Origin of the sequence: Nitratireductor aquibiodomus NL21 = JCM 21793 (genome assembly GCF_000615975.1) — a bacterium.
Lineage (GTDB): Bacteria > Pseudomonadota > Alphaproteobacteria > Rhizobiales > Rhizobiaceae > Nitratireductor > Nitratireductor aquibiodomus.
This window is the reverse complement of sequence record NZ_BAMP01000087.1, coordinates 1-16,900: the sequence shown is the minus strand read 5'-3', so window position 1 is coordinate 16,900 and position 16,900 is coordinate 1. Positions and strand designations below refer to the sequence as shown.

Annotated in this window: 12 protein-coding genes and 2 pseudogenes; 6 read left to right on the top strand and 8 right to left on the bottom strand. The window is 63.0% G+C overall.

Translation table 11 applies throughout. From position 1 onward, the window contains the following. Positions 1-54 precede the first annotated feature (54 nt). A complete protein-coding gene (locus tag JCM21793_RS18665; protein ID WP_025031334.1) occupies positions 55-1,614 on the bottom strand; it encodes a pseudouridine synthase in 1,560 nt (519 codons plus the stop codon). 255 nt (positions 1,615-1,869) lie between these two features. On the opposite strand from JCM21793_RS18665, the gene JCM21793_RS18660 reads away from it, so the two are divergent. After that, a complete protein-coding gene (locus tag JCM21793_RS18660; protein WP_007010070.1) occupies positions 1,870-2,331 on the top strand; it encodes a nucleoside deaminase in 462 nt (153 codons plus the stop codon). A 40-nt stretch (positions 2,332-2,371) separates the two neighbouring features. Here the strand turns inward: JCM21793_RS18660 and JCM21793_RS18655 are convergent, their stop codons facing one another. From JCM21793_RS18655 to JCM21793_RS18640, 4 genes and pseudogenes are all read right to left on the bottom strand, one after another. Next, a complete protein-coding gene (locus JCM21793_RS18655) occupies positions 2,372-3,040 on the bottom strand; it encodes a hypothetical protein (protein WP_025031332.1) in 669 nt (222 codons plus the stop codon). 200 nt (positions 3,041-3,240) lie between these two features. Then, positions 3,241-6,184 (bottom strand): annotated as a pseudogene (gene ileS, locus JCM21793_RS26960) (isoleucine--tRNA ligase). Between the two features lie 225 nt (positions 6,185-6,409). Next, the gene (locus JCM21793_RS18645; RefSeq protein WP_025031331.1) at positions 6,410-7,408 is read right to left on the bottom strand and encodes a bifunctional riboflavin kinase/FAD synthetase; all 999 of its coding nucleotides are present in this window, start codon (positions 7,406-7,408) and stop codon (positions 6,410-6,412) included. Between the two features lie 9 nt (positions 7,409-7,417). After that, positions 7,418-8,278 (bottom strand): TIGR01459 family HAD-type hydrolase, encoded by an 861-nt coding sequence (locus JCM21793_RS18640; RefSeq protein WP_036540846.1) that lies wholly within the window; start codon positions 8,276-8,278, stop codon positions 7,418-7,420. Positions 8,279-8,511: 233 nt separating this feature from the next. On the opposite strand from JCM21793_RS18640, the gene JCM21793_RS26955 reads away from it, so the two are divergent. The 5 genes from JCM21793_RS26955 (at position 8,512) to hisG (ending at position 14,119) form a co-directional block, all read left to right on the top strand. After that, complete coding sequence (locus JCM21793_RS26955; protein WP_306306776.1) at positions 8,512-9,768, top strand: pilus assembly protein; 1,257 nt, start codon at positions 8,512-8,514, stop codon at positions 9,766-9,768. Then, positions 9,675-10,433, top strand: a complete 759-nt coding sequence (locus tag JCM21793_RS31305) for a vWA domain-containing protein (protein ID WP_306306775.1) — start codon at positions 9,675-9,677, stop codon at positions 10,431-10,433. Before JCM21793_RS26955 ends, JCM21793_RS31305 begins: the two co-directional genes overlap by 94 nt. 95 nt (positions 10,434-10,528) lie before the next feature. After that, positions 10,529-12,094, top strand: a complete 1,566-nt coding sequence (gene hisS / locus JCM21793_RS18630; protein WP_025031329.1) for a histidine--tRNA ligase — start codon at positions 10,529-10,531, stop codon at positions 12,092-12,094. 217 nt (positions 12,095-12,311) lie between these two features. Beyond that, on the top strand, positions 12,312-13,430 hold the full coding sequence (locus JCM21793_RS18620) for an ATP phosphoribosyltransferase regulatory subunit (protein ID WP_025031327.1): 1,119 nt from the start codon (positions 12,312-12,314) through the stop codon (positions 13,428-13,430). Then, on the top strand, positions 13,427-14,119 hold the full coding sequence (gene hisG, locus JCM21793_RS18615; protein WP_025031326.1) for an ATP phosphoribosyltransferase: 693 nt from the start codon (positions 13,427-13,429) through the stop codon (positions 14,117-14,119). The genes JCM21793_RS18620 and hisG overlap by 4 nt, the downstream gene beginning before the upstream one ends. 69 nt (positions 14,120-14,188) lie before the next feature. Here the strand turns inward: hisG and JCM21793_RS26950 are convergent, their stop codons facing one another. The 3 genes and pseudogenes from JCM21793_RS26950 to JCM21793_RS26945 form a co-directional block, all read right to left on the bottom strand. Continuing rightward, positions 14,189-15,307 (bottom strand): MFS transporter, encoded by a 1,119-nt coding sequence (locus JCM21793_RS26950; protein WP_244439867.1) that lies wholly within the window; start codon positions 15,305-15,307, stop codon positions 14,189-14,191. A gap of 118 nt (positions 15,308-15,425) precedes the next feature. Then, a complete protein-coding gene (locus tag JCM21793_RS18605; protein WP_025031325.1) occupies positions 15,426-15,740 on the bottom strand; it encodes an ArsR/SmtB family transcription factor in 315 nt (104 codons plus the stop codon). Positions 15,741-15,799: 59 nt separating this feature from the next. Beyond that, positions 15,800-16,900 (bottom strand): annotated as a pseudogene (locus tag JCM21793_RS26945) (DNA recombination protein RmuC); the annotation flags it as partial.

The following is a 16,900-nucleotide window of genomic DNA, read 5'->3' as shown; positions in this document are numbered from 1 at the left end:
CTTCGGCGCCGCCAGCGTGCGGCCGCGAAACTCCCCGCCCACAATCCGCATGGATCAGCCTTCCCCGCCGGGTTTGCCGGGCTTGCGGCCGCCGGGACGTCCCTTGCCGGGGCGCGATCCGCCACCCGGCTTGCCCGAGAACCTGCCTGCCGGCTTTCCGGAGGGCTTGCCGAAACGCCTCTCCTCTCCGGGCTTTCCGCCAGGTTTTCCGCCTGGCTTGCCACCCTTCGAGAAACGAGGCCTGTCACCAGAAGCCGGGCGGTCGTCGCGTGAACGGAAGGGCCTGCCCTCCCGCGTCTCGCCGGCAGGGTTTTCGCTTTTCGAGAAACGGGGCCTGTCGCCACCGCGCGCGCGGTCGCCCCGCTCCGGACGATCCTTGTCGAATGGCTTGTCCCCGCGTGAACGGAACGGCTTGTCGCCACGTGCCGGAGCGGGCCCTTCCCGGCGCGGCTTGCGTGGCTTCTGCGCTCGCTCGTCGGCCTCCGCTTCGGCAGCGACCTGTTTGCGCTTTCCCTGCGGGCGCGCACCGGGCGCCATCCACACATGGCTGCCGCGGTTCTGGCGCGGTCCGCGCTCCTCTTCACGACGACCGGGACGTGAAGTCTGGAGCCGGTCGCGCGCGGCCTCGCGTTTTTCCTCGCGGTCGCGCTTGCGGTTTTTCACAAAGGTCTTGCCACCCTCACGCTCGCGGCCACCCTGCTTCTCCTCCGCGTCGCCGTCGCGTGGCTTGCGTTCGGCGCGAACCGGCTTGTTGGAGAACGGATTGACGATGGGTGCGTCAAAATTCGCACCCGCCTTCTCGATCAGGCGTTCGCCAAGCTGATCGCGCAGGGTGCGGCCCTTGACCTCCTGCACCTCACCCTCGCCCAGCGTGCCGAGCTGGAAGGGGCCGTAGGAAATGCGGATCAGGCGCGTGACCTCGAGCCCCAGCGCGCCGAGCACGTTCTTGACCTCGCGGTTCTTGCCTTCGCGCAGGCCGAGCGTCAGCCACGCATTGCTGCCCTGCTCGCGGTCGAGCGTGGCCTCGATCGCGCCATAGAACACGCCATCCACGGCGATGCCGTCCTTTAGGCCTTCGAGCGCCGTGGCATCGACCTTGCCATGCACGCGCACGCGATAGCGGCGCAGCCAGCCAGTTTCCGGCAGTTCCAGCGCGCGCGCCAGCCCGCCATCATTGGTCAGGACGATCAGACCTTCCGTGTTGATGTCGAGACGACCGACCGTGATCAGACGCGGCAGACCTTCCGGCAGTGCATCGAAGATGGTCTTGCGGCCTTCCGGATCGCGGTTGGTGGTGACCACGCCACCGGGCTTGTGGAAGAGAAAGAGCCGCGTGCGCTCAACCGCCGGCAGCGGTTCTCCGTCCACCAGAATGCGGTCGGAAGCGCTCACATTGAAGGCCGGAGAATCAAGAACCCTGCCGTTGACCGTAACGCGGCCGGCCTCGATCATCGCTTCGGCATCGCGGCGTGAGGCAACGCCCGCGCGCGCCAGACGCTTTGCAATGCGCTCGCCACCCGCCTTGTCGGCCTCCTTCGGGGTCGCGTCCCTGGCGTTGCCCGGCTTGCCCGGTTTCTTTTCCCGCTTGGTGTCGTTGGGTCGGTCTTTGGTCATGATGGCCTTTTGCCCTGGGATTCCGTCTTGCGCCCCATGCGCCGGAACCACTCCAGTGTTTTAATCAGAGATCGGACTGCAGGAAAATCGATTCCGAATTCGCACCCGATGCTATAGAGGCGGCTATAGCATTTTGCAGTCAGGTGGAATCACCTGACGTGCGCATAAATGCTGAAAATAGCAAGATTGAGCACCTTCCGGGCGCTTGGCGCTCTAGGTATCAATTCGCACCGCCAGTTGCGAGCAAAAAGATTGATGAGACCGACGAAAGCGAACTACACCAGCTTCATGGATGCAGCACTCGAAGAAGCACGCCTTGCCGCAGAACGTGGCGAGGTGCCGGTCGGTGCGGTGATCGTGCATGAAGGCAGGGTGATCGCGCGCGCGGGAAACCGCACCCGCGAATGCAACGACCCGACCGCCCACGCGGAAATCGTCGCTATCCGCGCGGCCTGCGATCTTCTGGGTTCGGAACGGCTGGTCGACGCCGATCTCTACGTCACGCTTGAACCGTGCGCGATGTGCGCTGCCGCGATCTCCTTTGCCCGCATCCGCCGTCTCTATTTCGGAGCCGGCGACGAGAAAGGCGGAGCGGTGACCAATGGCGCGCGCTTCTACTCACAGCCGACATGCCATCACGCACCGGATGTCTATCCCGGCATTGGCGAGGCGGAAGCCGCTGCATTGCTGAGGCGCTTTTTCAGGCAGCAGCGCTAAAAAGAAAAGCGGGCGCACGGCCCGCTTCTCGGAACTTCCATCAGGAGCCCCAGGGCCACAGACGACGCAGGTCGAAACCGCCGCCATCCTTCTGCGCGGCACGTTTTGCGGCGCGGGCCTTCTTGGCCTCATCCTCGCCGAGCTCGCCTGTGGGCGCGCTGTCGGCGGGCTGACGATAGTTGACCGGTGGATCGCTCAGATAGCGGCGGGTGGTCGGGTTTCCCTGCGCGGTGGCAGCGCGGCGCTTGAAGTATTCTTCGCGCTGCTTCTTGGCCATTTCCGGGTTCACAAAGCCATCCTCATTACGCGCATTGACACCAATGTCGCGCTCGATGGGAGACTTGTAGAACGGATTGTCCTGATTCTCGGTCGCTTCCGCGCGAATGCGTGCGAGGCGCTCTTCCGGCGATTCGGGCCAGGCGGGGTTGCCGGCGGAGGCAACGTCTTCCTGCGGCGGCGGCAGAACCTCCGTCGAAGAAGGCATGACAATGCCCGCGCGCGGCTTGTATTCGACGCGTTGCTTGTCCTTCGGGCCAAGCGACAGAACGCCGGTGACATCTTCGAGCAATTGCTGATCGGCAGGCTTGTCGGTTCCGTAAGTCGGTGCACCGATGCAACCGGACAAAAGAACGGCCGAGAGGCACAAAGTGCCCGAAGCCGCAACCATGCGCGCGGAACGCCGCGACGTTGTGGTTTCCGTTCTCTTCACTGCCACCTCTCTCCCAGAACGCTGCCGGCAAGGCAATGCATTCTGCTTGTCGTCCCGTTGTACCAGACCGTCGGGAAACTCAAATCACGCATGTCGCGCACGAATCCGGCGACAACGTGGCATCCTTAACCCGGCGGCATTTGTAGCGAAGGAGGCGGCGGGAAGCAATCGGCCGTGCCGAAGCTTCCCCCGCCAACCGTTCAAAGGCGGCCGAGCGCCTGGAGTTCATGCAGCGCAGCCGCGTCGCGCGCCGACACATCCGGAAATTCCGGATCGGACCCCACATCGTCCGTGTAGCGCCAGGAACGCGCGCATTTCTCGCCCGTAGCCCGCGCAAACACGACGCCGACACCCGGCACCTCGTCCAGCCTGAAGGCATCCGCCGGCGGTGCCTCATGGCGGATATCGATGCCAGAGGTGATGCAGATTTCGGCCATGTCGCGGTCGGCGATCGCCTGCTGCAAGCCTCATCGTTCACATAGACGACCGGGGCTGCCTCCAGCGAGGAACCGATGGTCTTTTCCTTGCGCTCGATCTCCAGCGCGCCGGTGACGACACGGCGGACCTGACGGATTTTCCGCCACTTCTCGGCAAGTGCTGCATCGCGCCATTCCTGCGGCACGGCGGGGAACTGCTCCAGATGCACCGAGCGCGCATCCGGGTGACGCTCAAGCCATGCTTCCTCCATGGTGAAGGGCAGCATGGGCGCAAGCCATGTCACGACGCAGTCGAACAGGGTGCGCACCACCTGGAGCGAAGCCTTGCGGCGCGTGCTCGAAGGCGCATCGCAGTAGAGCGCGTCCTTGCGGACGTCGAAGTAGAACGCCGAAAGCTCGACCACCATGAAATCGAGCAGCGAGCGGATGATGCGCTTGAAGTCGAAATTGTCATAGCCCTTGCGCACCAGCTCATCGAGCTCGGCCAGACGATGGAGCATCAGGCGCTCCAGTTCCGGCATCTCGGCCAGCGGCACGGTTTCACCCGTGTCATGCGCCAGCGTGCCGAGCATCCAGCGGATGGTGTTTCTGAGCTTGCGATAGGCATCGACATTGGTCTGGATGATCGCCTTGCCGAGACGCTGGTCTTCCCAGTAGTCGGTGGTGGCGACCCACAGGCGCAGTATGTCGGCGCCCGACTGGTTCATGATGTCCTGCGGAAAAGTCTGGTTGCCGAGCGATTTCGACATCTTGCGGCCGTCTTCCGCCATGGTGAAACCATGGGTGATGACGGTGTCGTAAGGCGCCCTGCCCCGCGTCGCGCAGCTTTCCAGCAGGGAAGAGTGGAACCAGCCGCGATGCTGGTCGGAGCCTTCCAGATACACATCGGCGGGCCATTTCATGTCCGGCCGGTCTTCCAGCGTGAAGGTGTGGGTGGAGCCGGAATCGAACCACACATCGAGAATGTCCATGACCTGCTGCCAAGGCTCGCCGGCGCGCTCGCCGAGGAAGCGCTCGCGCGCTCCTTCGGCAAACCACGCGTCCGCGCCCTCGGCCTCGAAGGCGTCGAGAATGCGCTGGTTGACGGCTTCGTCCTGCAGCACATTGCCATCTTCATCGGCAAACACACAGATCGGCACGCCCCAGGCCCGCTGGCGCGAGAGCACCCAGTCGGGCCGGTCGGCGATCATGGCGCGCAAGCGCGACTGCCCCGCAGATGGCACGAAACGGGTCTCGTCGATGGCCTTCAATGCGCGGGAGCGCAGCGTTGAAGCGTCGCCAAGGTCCTTGTCCATATAGACGAACCATTGCGGCGTGTTGCGGAAGATGACTGGCTTCTTGGACCGCCATGAATGCGGATAGGAGTGTTTGAGCCGCCCACGTGCGAAAAGCATGTTGCGCGCGATCAGCGCCTCGATCACGGCCTTGTTCGCGTCGCCCTTCTTGCCCTTGTCGTCGATGACGCGCGCCGCACCACCTTCGCGGTCCGGACCGAAGCCCGGCGCGTCTTTGGTGAAGTAGCCAGCGTCGTCCACGGTGAAGGGGATGGCCGGATCGATGCCGCGTACCGCAAGATCGCGGGCCGCATCCATCCAGGCATCAAAATCCTCGCGGCCATGGCCGGGAGCGGTGTGGACGAAGCCCGTACCGGCATCGTCGGTCACGTGATCGCCGGCAAGCAGCGGCACGGTGAAATCATACCCGCCGCCAAGGCTCTTGAGGGGGTGGGCGCATTCGAGGTTGGAAAGCATCTCTGCGGACACATCGCGCAAACGCTTGTACTCAAGCTTCGCCTTGGCGAAAGACTCTTCTGCCAGCGCATCGGCGAAGATCAGATTTTCACCGGCCTGCGGGCCAAAATCGTTTTCCGCTGCGGTAACCTCGAAGAGACCATAAGAGATACGCGGGGAATAAGCGATGGCGCGGTTGCCGGGGATCGTCCATGGCGTGGTGGTCCAGATCACCACGTTGGCCTTGAGCATATCAGAGATAGCGGCTTCGCCTTCCGCTCCTCCAATGCCCTCGGCACCAACGACCGGAAACTTCACCCAGATCATGTCGCTTTCGACATCCTGGTATTCCACTTCCGCCTCGGCGAGTGCGGTCCGCTCCACCACGCTCCACATCACCGGCTTGGAGCCGCGATAGAGCTGGCCGGACATGGCGAACTTCAACAGCTCGCCGGCGATCCGTGCCTCGGCGTGGAAGTTCATCGTCGTATAAGGGTTCTTGAAGTCGCCCTCGATGCCCAGACGCAGAAACTCTTCCGACTGCACCTTGATCCAGTGGCTGGCGAACTCGCGGCATTCCTGACGGAACTCGTTGACCGGAACCTCATCCTTGTTCTTGCCTTTGGCGCGGTACTGTTCCTCGATCTTCCATTCGATCGGAAGGCCATGGCAGTCCCAGCCGGCACATAGTTGGAATCATAGCCGCGCATCTGGAAGGAGCGCGTGATGATGTCCTTCAGAACCTTGTTCAGCGCATGACCGATATGGATGTTGCCATTGGCATAGGGCGGGCCGTCATGCAGCACGAATTTTTCGCGCCCCGCCGCGTCCTCGCGCAGGAGGCGGTAGAGGTCCATCTCCTGCCAGCGGGCGACGATCTCGGGCTCCTTCTTCGGGAGACCGGCGCGCATGGGAAACTCGGTCTGCGGCAGGTTGAGGGTCTTGGAATAGTCGATCTTTTCGGACGTATCGGTCATTTTATCGCCGTGAGGTGGGCAAAGCGTCGAAGGCTTCGCCATAGCTATTATGGAAAATCGGAAAATGCGCGTTTGACGCGCGGCAAACCCGGACCTTCCGCAGCACTCAGGCCGCACGGAAGGCCGGGCCAATAATTCGTATGGCAATCGGTATGAAACCGGCGCGTGTCATCATGGGAACGGCTTTTAGCCGACGCTGCGCCAAGAATAAAGAGGCGAATGGCCTCACACGACCAGCCCGTCGAACGCGAGCGCCGTATCGAGGGCGGATATGGGCTTCACCCCGGCAAGCAGCGCACGGGCTTCCGCCTCGTCGCGCTTCATCTGCGCCACCAGCGGATCGAGCCCGTCGAACTTCTCCTCGCCGCGCAGGAAAGAAAACAGCGAGAGCGAGCAGGTTTCACCGTAGAGATCGCCGTCGAAGTCGAACAGGAAGGTTTCCAGAAGCGGCGCGCCCTCTTCCGTCACGGTCGGGCGGCGGCCGAAACTGGCAACGCCATTGTGCAGCGTGCCATCGGCCCGGCGAAAGCGCACCGCATAGATGCCGTGGCGCAGATCGGTCTCAGGCGGGAGCGCCATGTTCGCGGTTGGGAAGCCCAGCGTGCGGCCAAGCTTCTGGCCACCGCTCACCTCGGCCTCCACCGTATGGCGATAGCCCAGAAGGCCGGCCGCTTCCGCCACCTCGCCTTCCGCCAGAAGACCGCGAATGCGGCTTGAGGAGATGACCGCCCCGCCTTCGTCGGCATAGGCATCGACCACAGTGACGCCGAAACCGTTTTCCTTTCCTGCGGCTGCGAGGAGTTCGGGCGTGCCGCCCCGGTTTTTTCCGAAATGAAAGTCGAAACCCGTCACCACATGGGTGATGCCAAGGCCCGCAACCAGCACGGAGCTGACAAATTCCTGCGGTGACAGGCCGGAGAATGCGCGGTCGAAATTCTGTTCGACCACCACATCAAAGCCGAGCGCGCCGAGAAGTTCGGCCTTCATGGGCGCGGGCGTGAGGCGAAAAAGCGGGACATCGGGCCGGAAGACCTGGCGCGGATGCGGCTCGAAGGTGAGAACGAGCGCCGGCACGCTTTCGCGCCGGGCGATCTCCAGCGCGGGTTCGAGCACTGACTGATGCCCGCGATGCACACCATCAAAATTGCCGATGGCGACCACACCGCCGCGCCGGGCGGCGGGCAAATCCTTCAGATATGCAATGCGCTTGATCGGACCGGCCACGCGCGCACCCTATCTGAGACGCGGAATGGCCGCCACGGGATTGTGGCCGTGCGTTTCCAGAAACGCGGCGAGCCGCTCGGGCTCGGGCCCCTTGCCGTTGCCATATTCGCGCGCATGGATGCCATCGGTGACGAAGAGCACGTCAATGCCATACTGATCCGCGCCCTTCACATCCGTCAGAACACCGTCGCCGATGGCCAGCGCCCTGTCGCGCGCAAGCTCGCGCCCCATGATCTCGCCAGCCGCCTTGAACGCCGCCTCATAGATCGGACGATGCGGCTTGCCGGCAATCAGCGTGCGGCCGCCCAGAAGACCGTAGTCGCGCGCCAGCGCGCCGGCGCACCAGATATGCCGGTCGCCGCGTTCGACGATGATGTCGGGATTGGCGCAGATAAACGGAAGGTCGCGCATCCTGAGGCGCTCCAGCATTTCCGCATAATCCTCGGGCGTCTCGTTCTCGTCGTCGAACAGCCCCGTGCACACCACGCCCGACGCCTCGAAATCCTCGACAAGATCCACGTCGATGCCGTCGAAGATTGCCTGGTCCCGGTCCGGTCCGATGTGAAAAAGACGGCGCGGCGCGGTGCGGATCAGGTCGCGGGTGACATCGCCGGATGTCACGACACGGTCCCATGCGTCATCGGGAACGCCAAGCACGCCAAGCTGCTCCTCAACGCCCCGGTGCGGACGAGGCGAATTGGTGATCAGCACAACCGCCTTGCCGGCGGCACGCGCCCGCGAAAGCGCTGCGCACGCCTCAGGAAAAACGCTGACGCCGTTGTGAACCACGCCCCATACATCGCACAGGACGGCGTCATAGGAACCGGTAAGGCGGTCGAGTGTATCGATGATCTGCGAGGCCTGGGGCATGGGAAAACGGGTCGTCTCAGACATTTCAGGATGGGCGGGAATGGCTCAGGCCGGGAATTATCGGATGCGGCCTTCGCTGTCACCCGGTTTTATCGGCACGGGCAAATTGCCACGCATTTGCAACAGGGGGTTAACCCGGCGGGAACCAAGAAAACACCCGCGATCGCACCAGTTACGACCGGTTAAGCACTCAAGGGCGATTTTGGGCCAGCACTGAAATTGGGGTGGCACAAATGCTCAGAAAATTCGTGCATGACCGTCGCGGCAACTTCGCCATGATGACGGTTCTGGCCATGGCGCCGATCATGGGTGTTGCCGCCCTCGTGGTGGACTACAGCCAGATTTCGCGCCAGCGGCAGATGACGCTCAACGCTCTGGATGCGGCCGGAATCGCAACTGCCCGCTATCTCACCCAGGGTGCCACCGACGGGGAAGCCAAGGCCTACGCCCTGGATTTCTTCCAGGCGAACCTCGGCGCCGTAAAGCCTGAGAACACGAAACTCGTGGTCACCCTGCCCAATCAGAACACCGGTGGCGGCACGCTGAAGCTGGAAGCGGAGCTGAAATACGCCCCGATCTTCTATCCGGTGTTTCAGAAGCTGCGCGGGGAGGCTGCCGATGCGGAACAGAAGATCGATTTCCGCGCACAGAGCGAGGTCCGGCTCAAGAACACGCTGGAAGTGGCCCTCGTGCTCGATAACTCGGGGTCCATGGATTACACATCGACGGGCTCTTTCGAGAAGCGTCTGGCAATCCTGAAGAAGGCTGCCAAGGAACTGGTGAAAACCATCGCCGCCGAAGGCGCGCAGATGAAGCAGATCGAGAAGCCGGTACAGTTCGGCGTGGTCCCGTTTGCGGCATCCGTGAATGTGGGCGCGGACAATGCCGGTGCAAGCTGGATGGACACGGACGGGCGTTCGCCCATTCACCACGAGAATTTCGACTGGTCGACCATGAAGGACGACAATCCGGACAAGCGCGTGGAATTTTCCGGTGGCGTTTACTACAAACGCGGCAGCGCCTGGGGTGAAGAGGAAGACCAGAAGGTCACGCGGTTCACGCTCTACAACGAGATGAAGCGGATCGTGGGCACCCAGCGCGAGCGCGAGTGGGGCTGCACGTATTCCTGGGCTGGACGCTGCTACAGGGAAGGCTGGATTTACAAAGACGTCGACGTCACCGCTTCTTACACAAACTGGAGCGGCTGTGTTGAGATGCGCCCCTACCCGTACAATCTGAACGACGATGCGCCGGTCAACAGCAGGCCCGAGACTTATTTCGTTCCCATGTTCGCGCCCGACGAAACGAACCAGACGGATGGAGGCGCCCAGCCAACAACAACTGGTGGGATGACGATGACAATGTGGGAAGAAGCCCCGCAAGGGATCTCGCCTACATGCCCAAATACTTCAAACCTTCGGAGACGGCCGCAACCGACGCCGACGAAGGACCGAATGCGAGCTGCACCACCAGGCCGATCACGCCGCTGACTGACGTCGGCAAGGTGGAGGGACTGAACAAGATCAACACCGCCATCGACGGCATGGATGCGGGCGGCGCAACCAATGTCACCGAAGGTCTCGCCTGGGGCTGGCGGGTGGTTTCGGGCCGCGCGCCGTTCAGCGAGGGCCGCCCGGACACCGAAAAAGGCAATGACAAGGTGGTGATCGTCCTGACAGACGGCGCCAACACCTATTACACGCCCACAAGCATCACCGCGCAGAGCTATTCCGGCTCCAATTACCGCTACGGCGGAAACGACCTCGCCGGTTCGAAGTCGATCTATTCCAACTATGGCTATGTGCGGAACCGGGCAGGCGAAAGCCGTCTTTTCAAGGGCGCCACCGGTGTCAGCGAATACAACTATTCAAACAGCAACTACTCGGCGGCGATGACCAGCCATATGAGCGCCATCTGCGAGAACGCCAAGAGCGACAGCATCATCGTGATGACGGTTGCGCTCGACCTCGACAGTCGCGACTCTACCGAGAAGAAGCAGATCGATGCGCTGAAGGCCTGCGCCTCGGACTCGCGCACGCGCAAGGACGGCAATGGCAAGCCGGTGAAACTCTTCTGGAACGCCACGGGCGGCGATCTGGACGATGCCTTCAAGGCCATTGGCGACGAGCTTTCCAACCTGCGCATCGTCGGCTGACGCCGGGCGGCCTTGCCGCTTCGGTTCTGATCGGCTAGGACAGCCGCGCCCCCTTTCAGGGCGCGGTTTTCTTCTTTTCACGGACGGATTTCGACATGGCGAAAAAGGCTGACAAGACCCGGGCGAGGCTCCCACGCGGCTTTGTCGACCGCCATGCGAGCGACATTCGCGCCGTGGACGAGATGTGCGCGAAGATCCGCGAAGTCTATGAGCGTTACGGTTTCGATCCGGTAGAGACCCCGATCTTCGAATACACCGACGCGCTCGGCAAATTCCTGCCCGATCAGGACCGGCCCAACGAAGGCGTGTTCTCCGTTCAGGACGATGACGAGCAGTGGCTCTCGCTACGCTACGACCTGACCGCCCCACTGGCGCGGCACGTGGCAGAGAATTTCAACGACATCCAGCTTCCCTACCGCACCTATCGGGCGGGCTATGTGTTCCGCAACGAGAAGCCGGGACCGGGCCGTTTCCGCCAGTTCATGCAGTTCGACGCCGACACGGTGGGTGCCCCAAGCGTCGCCGCCGATGCCGAGATGTGCATGATGATGGCCGATGTCATGGAGGCGCTCGGCATTGCGCGCGGCGACTATGTGATCCGCGTCAACAACCGCAAGGTGCTCGACGGCGTGATGGAGGCCATCGGCGTTTCCGACGACGCGCAGAAGCTGATCGTGCTGCGGGCCATCGACAAGCTGGACAAGTTCGGACCGGAAGGCGTGAAATTGCTTCTCGGCCCCGGCCGCTGGGACGGCGGCAAGGAAGGCGAAGGCGATTTTACTAAGGGTGCGGGGTTGACGCTGGGTCAACAGATGCAAATCCTTGGATTGCTCCATGCTGAAGTAGACACAGATACGAGCGTTGGATCGGGCGTTCTTGAGCCTCGCCAAACTGTCTACCGCCTGCGAAGCACATCCGAGCATTATCCATTCAATCATAACTTTGTCATTGATAATAAGACTTTTGGAGAGGGCGTAGAAGAACTAGGGTTGATATACAACCTCGTTACAAGTGCTGGGTATGGAACCGATCGTATTAAGCTCGACCCCTCCGTCGTGCGTGGCCTCGAATACTACACAGGCCCCGTTTTCGAGGCCGAGCTGACCGCTGAAATCCCCAATGAGAAGGGCGAGATCGTGCGCTTCGGTTCCGTTGGCGGTGGCGGGCGTTATGACGGGCTCGTCTCGCGCTTCCGTGGCCAGCCGGTGCCAGCGACCGGCTTCTCCATCGGCGTGTCGCGACTGGCGACCGCGCTCAAGAATCTCGGCAAGCTTGGTCAGGATCCCGTCCTGCCGCCGGTCCTCGTCACCGTCATGGATGGCGACACGGAGGCGATGGCGAAATACCAGCAGTTCACGCAGACCCTGCGCAACGCCGGCATTCGCGCCGAGATGTATCAGGGCAACTGGAAGAAGTTCGGCAATCAGTTGAAATATGCCGACCGCCGCGGTTCGCCGCTGGCCATTATTCAGGGCGCGGATGAGCGCGCCAATGGCGAGGTGCAGATCAAGGATCTGATCGAGGGCAAGAAGCTTTCCGCCGAGATCGAAAGCAATGAGGAATGGCGCGAAGCGCGCGTGGCGCAGATGACGGTCAAGGAAGAAGCGCTGCTGGAAACCGTGCGCACAATGCTTGCCGCGCAGGCCGGCGGGGCTGCGTGATGAAAGCTGCCTATGCCAACGCCGTCATCCCGGCCGACCGGAGGGAGAGCCGGGACCCATTGGAAGACCGCGACAGTGCGCGGCCCGGTTCCGATCTTGGCACCCGTCAGCGCGGCGGGCTTCTTCTGCGGTGGCCGGCCGCACCTCTCAATGGGTCCCGGCTCTCCCTCCGGTCGGCCGGGATGACGGACGTCGCCTTCTTCGGGGACACGCCCCAATGACCCTGCGCGCACCTGACTTCGCCGACGACATCTTCGCGCTCTTTGCCGAACGCGAGGCGGCGCTGACCGACATTGCCATCATCCAGCCGGCCGATCCGTTTCTGGATATGGCCGGCGAAGACCTGCGCCGCCGCATCTTCCTGACGGAGAGCGAGACCGGCGCCAATCTTTGCCTCAGGCCGGAATTCACCATTCCCGTCTGCCGCGACCATATCGAAAAACGCGCCGCCACGCCGCAGCGCTACGCCTATCTGGGTGAAGTGTTCCGCCAGCAGCGCGAAGGCGGGGCAGAGTTCTTTCAGGCCGGCATCGAGGACCTTGGTGCGAGCGACCGCGCCGGCGCGGACGCCCGCTCGCTGGGCGACGCGCATGTGCTTTTGACGCGCGTTCTGCCGGGCCATGCGCTGTCCGTCACGCTTGGGGATCAGGCCGTGTTCGAGGCGGTGCTTTCGGTCCTTGGCCTGCCGCGCGGCTGGCAGATGCGCCTGACCCGCGCCTTCGGCTCGCAAAAGCTTCTGCAGGTTGCCCTCGACGATCTGGCCAACCCGCAGGGGGCAGCCAATCTGCCACGCGCGGTTGCCGGGCTTGTGGCGCGGGGCGACGAGGCTGCCCTTGCCGGGCATGTCGGCACGGTGATGGACGAAACCGGGATTTCTCCTTCTGCCGGTCGTGCCCCGCAGGAGATCGCCCGGCGGCTGATTGAGAAGGCGGAACTGCGCAGCGTGCGGCTGACGGACGAAGCCATGAGCGCGCTGAAGGCTTTCGTTTCCATGCGCGTGCCCTTTGCCGAGGCCGGCGAGCGGCTCTCGGCCTTCGCCGCAGACAATGGGCTGATCCTCGACGATGCGCTCGAAACCTTCGCCGCGCGCGCTGAGCGGATTTCTGCCGAGGGCCTGCCGCTCGAGGCGCTGACCTATGATGCCGGCTTTGGCCGTCCGCTCGATTATTACACCGGCTTCGTGTTCGAGATCGCCTCTCCCACAGGCACGGTGTTGGCCGGCGGCGGGCGCTATGACCGGCTTCTGACCCTTCTGGGCGCAGAAACACCCATTCCCGGCGTCGGCTTTTCCATCTGGCTCGACCGCGTGGCAGGTCTGAAGGAGACGGCGGCATGAGCATCACCCTTGCCCTGCCCTCCAAGGGCCGCCTGAAGGAAAACGCGCTGGCACAGCTCGAAAAGGCCGGTCTGACCGTCCACCTGCCGGAAAACGACCGGCGCTACCGCGCCACGCTCGAAGGCGTGGACGGTGTCGAGATCGCCTTCCTTTCCGCATCCGAAATCGCCCGCGAACTGGAGCGCGGCACGGTCGATCTCGGCGTGACCGGCGAGGACCTCGTGCGCGAGACCATCCCCGACTGGCAGCGCAAGGTGGAGATCGCCGCAAGGCTGGGCTTTGGTCGCGCAGACGTGGTGGTTGCGGTGCCGGAGGTCTGGTTCGACGTGTCGACCATGGCCGATCTCGACGATGTCGCAGCCGATTTCCGCCACCGGCACGGACGCCGGCTCAGGATCGCCACGAAATACTGGCGGCTGACCCAGCAGTTCTTTTCCCAGAAGCACGGCATTCAGGTCTACCGGATCGTGGAAAGCCTCGGTGCGACCGAAGGCGCGCCGGCAGCAGGTTCGGCCGACGTGATCGTCGATATCACCTCGACCGGATCGACGCTCACGGCCAACCATCTGAAGGTGCTCGATGACGGTGTGATCCTGCGCTCCGAGGCCTGTCTCGTGACAGCACTTCGGGAGCGATCCGCGTCTGACCAGGCGGCTCTTGACGCGCTGACGGAGCGGTTCTCAGGCTAGGCCTGCTTTTCCGGAAATCCGGCTGGAATCTCGAAAAAAATCATGGCTCTGGAACGGAATTCTTCCGTTTCAGGCCGTTTTCGGAAATTTTGGGCGGGCCAGAAAAGCCGCCATCCAGAACGCCCCGACCATGACCAGTGTCGCGGCGAAAGCGAGCATCAGATAAAGGTCATATCCGCCGCTTGCCGCCCAAAGTGCTGCGACGCCAAGCGGGGCCAGCGCCTCCACCATGCGTGACGGTGTGATGAGTGCGCCGTTGATCGCGCCATAGGCCTCGCGGCTCAGCATTTCCGGCACGGCCAGCCCGCGCACGATTGTCATCATGCCATTGGCGGCGCCATAGAATGCGGCAATGGCAGCGATAACCAGTATGTGCGGTGGGGCGAAAGCATAGCCGAGGAGCACCAGCGGAAAGACCCCCACCATGATCGCGCCGATGCGGCGGACGGGCGCGTCAGGCGCAAAAGTCCAGATGGCAATGCGACCGGCAACCTGCGCCGGGCCGATGACGGCGACGATGCTGACGACTTCGCCGGCACTCAGCCCGCGCTCCAGAAGCAGCGGATAGATGTGGAAGCTCAGGCTGGAGAAAACGCCGGCATAAAGCACGAGAAAGAGCACCAGCGCCCAGAAGACCGGCTGACGAAACGCCCAGGAAACTGCAGCGCGGCCGGCGAGTTCGGGCGTTCCGGTGTCCCTTGCCGGCTCTTTCGGCCTGTCTTTTGTGGGGTCGATCACCGCGAAATAGAGGCTGGCGCACAGGAAGGCGTTGATTACGCCCAGCACCATCAGCGCGCCACGCCAGTCGAGCGTGTCGATAAGCCATTGAACAAGCGGCACGAACACGGTGCTGGCGAAGCCGCCCCACAATGTCAGCGCGGTGATGGCGCGCCGGGCCTCCAGTGCACCGACGCGGCGGGCGAGCACAGCGAAGGCCGGTTCATAGAGGGTTGCCGCCTGCAGCGCGCCAAGCAGCGGAACGACCACGTAGAACAGGGCGATGCTGTCGACCTGCGACCACAGGAGATAGAGAAGCCCGGCCATGAGGGACGCGCCGCTCATGACCCAGCGCCCCTGCCCCCGGTCGATCGCCGCCCCGACCGGATAGGCAGCGAGCGCAGCGAGTATCAGGCCCGCCGTGGCACCGCCATAGAGAAGCGGTTTTGACCAGCCAAGCTCAATCCGCATCGCTTCAGCGATGAGCGGGAAACTGTAAAAGATCGAGCCCCAGGAACAGATCTGGCAATGCCGAGCGCTGTAATCATGCGCCGGTAGCCGGGGTCCGCGGTCAGGGCACGCGCCATGGTCAATGTTCCCCGGGGATAGAGCTGGAGTTGCTGTCGGCACAGCATTCATTGACCAGATAGCCGATCAGCGCATGCATGGCAGGGTAATGCGCACGGCAGATCAGCGTGGTGCCCTGTCTCTCGCGCGTGATCAGCCCGGTCTCCACAAGCTTCTTGCAATGATGCGAAAGCGTGGAGGCGGGCATGGGCAAACGCTCCTGAAGCGCGCCCACGGCCAAGCCTTCATCGCCCGCACGCACAAGCAGGCGGTAGAGGCGTAGCCGCACCGGGTTGCCGAGGGCTTCTAGCTGGGATGATGCCGTTTCAAGTTCCATGCCGCGGACGCCTAGAGGCTCGCATCCACGCCGTCAACACTATTTCGAAAATATTCGAACTATTCATCAACCACGCGCAGGCGCAGCTGGCCGGAACCCGGTCCACCCTCGTCGTTCGGCTTTTTGGGAGCGAGACGATTGTCGCTTGCCCCGGGCTTCTCGGCCTCGCCCGCGCCCAGCTCCAGCGCCTCGATCTTCGCACCCCGTTTGGTGACCTTGTCGGTCGAGGTGAGGATCATGTCGATGTCCTTGTTGGCTTGCATGAAATGGGTCTGCAGTTTGCGGACCCGATCATCCAGCCGGCCGACATCCTCCATCAGACGCACCACTTCGGCCTGGATCAGATGTGCCTGCTCGCGCATGCGCGCATCCTTGAGGACTGCCTGAATGACCTGAATGGACAGCATCAGGAGCGATGGCGAAACGATCACCACACGGGCGCGATGGGCGCGCTGGACGAGGTTTTCGAAATTTTCGTGGATCTCGGCAAAGATCGATTCTGACGGCACGAACATGAAGGCCGTGTCCTGTGTCTCGCCGGTCAGCAGATATTTCTCCGAGATCGCCTTGATGTGAACCTCGACATCGCGGCGAAACGCCGATTCTGCGGCCTTTCGGGCTTCGGGCGAACCACCTTCACCTTCGGATGCCGCACGGATGGCGTTCCACGCTTCGAGCGGAAATTTCGCATCGATCACCAGAGATGGTGCATCATTGGGCATCTTGACCACACAGTCGGGCCGGCTGCCATTGGAGAGCGTCGCCTGAAATTCATAGGCCGTGTGCGGCAGGCCGTCGGCGATGATCGCTCCATGCGCGACTGGCCGAAGGCACCGCGCGTCTGCTTGTTGGAAAGAATCTGCTGAAGCTGCACCACCTGACCGGCGAGTGACTGGATGTTGTTCTGCGCCGTGTCGATGACCGCCAGCCGCTCCTGCAGTTTTGCGAGATTCTCGTGCGTCGATTTGGTCTGCTCGGTGATGGACTGGCCAAGCCGCGAGCTCATGCCGTCGAGCCGGTCCGACAGCGCCTTGGTCAATTCCGCCTGCCGGCTGCCGAACACTTCGGCAATCGAGCCCATACGCCCCTGAAGTTCGGCCTGCGCCCGGGTGAGCTCGGCCATGCGCGCCTCTGCCTCGCGGGCATGCTGGGCAGCCTCG

Coding starts and splice junctions, on each gene's coding strand:
- JCM21793_RS18665 (WP_025031334.1), bottom strand. CDS start 1,614: ATGACCAAAGACCGACCCAACGACACCAAGCGGGAAAAGAAACCGGGC.
- JCM21793_RS18660 (WP_007010070.1), top strand. CDS start 1,870: ATGAGACCGACGAAAGCGAACTACACCAGCTTCATGGATGCAGCACTC.
- JCM21793_RS18640 (WP_036540846.1), bottom strand. CDS start 8,278: ATGCCCCAGGCCTCGCAGATCATCGATACACTCGACCGCCTTACCGGT.
- JCM21793_RS26955 (WP_306306776.1), top strand. CDS start 8,512: ATGCTCAGAAAATTCGTGCATGACCGTCGCGGCAACTTCGCCATGATG.
- JCM21793_RS31305 (WP_306306775.1), top strand. CDS start 9,675: ATGCCCAAATACTTCAAACCTTCGGAGACGGCCGCAACCGACGCCGAC.
- hisS (WP_025031329.1), top strand. CDS start 10,529: ATGGCGAAAAAGGCTGACAAGACCCGGGCGAGGCTCCCACGCGGCTTT.
- JCM21793_RS18620 (WP_025031327.1), top strand. CDS start 12,312: ATGACCCTGCGCGCACCTGACTTCGCCGACGACATCTTCGCGCTCTTT.
- hisG (WP_025031326.1), top strand. CDS start 13,427: ATGAGCATCACCCTTGCCCTGCCCTCCAAGGGCCGCCTGAAGGAAAAC.
- JCM21793_RS26950 (WP_244439867.1), bottom strand. CDS start 15,307: ATGCGGATTGAGCTTGGCTGGTCAAAACCGCTTCTCTATGGCGGTGCC.
- JCM21793_RS18605 (WP_025031325.1), bottom strand. CDS start 15,740: ATGGAACTTGAAACGGCATCATCCCAGCTAGAAGCCCTCGGCAACCCG.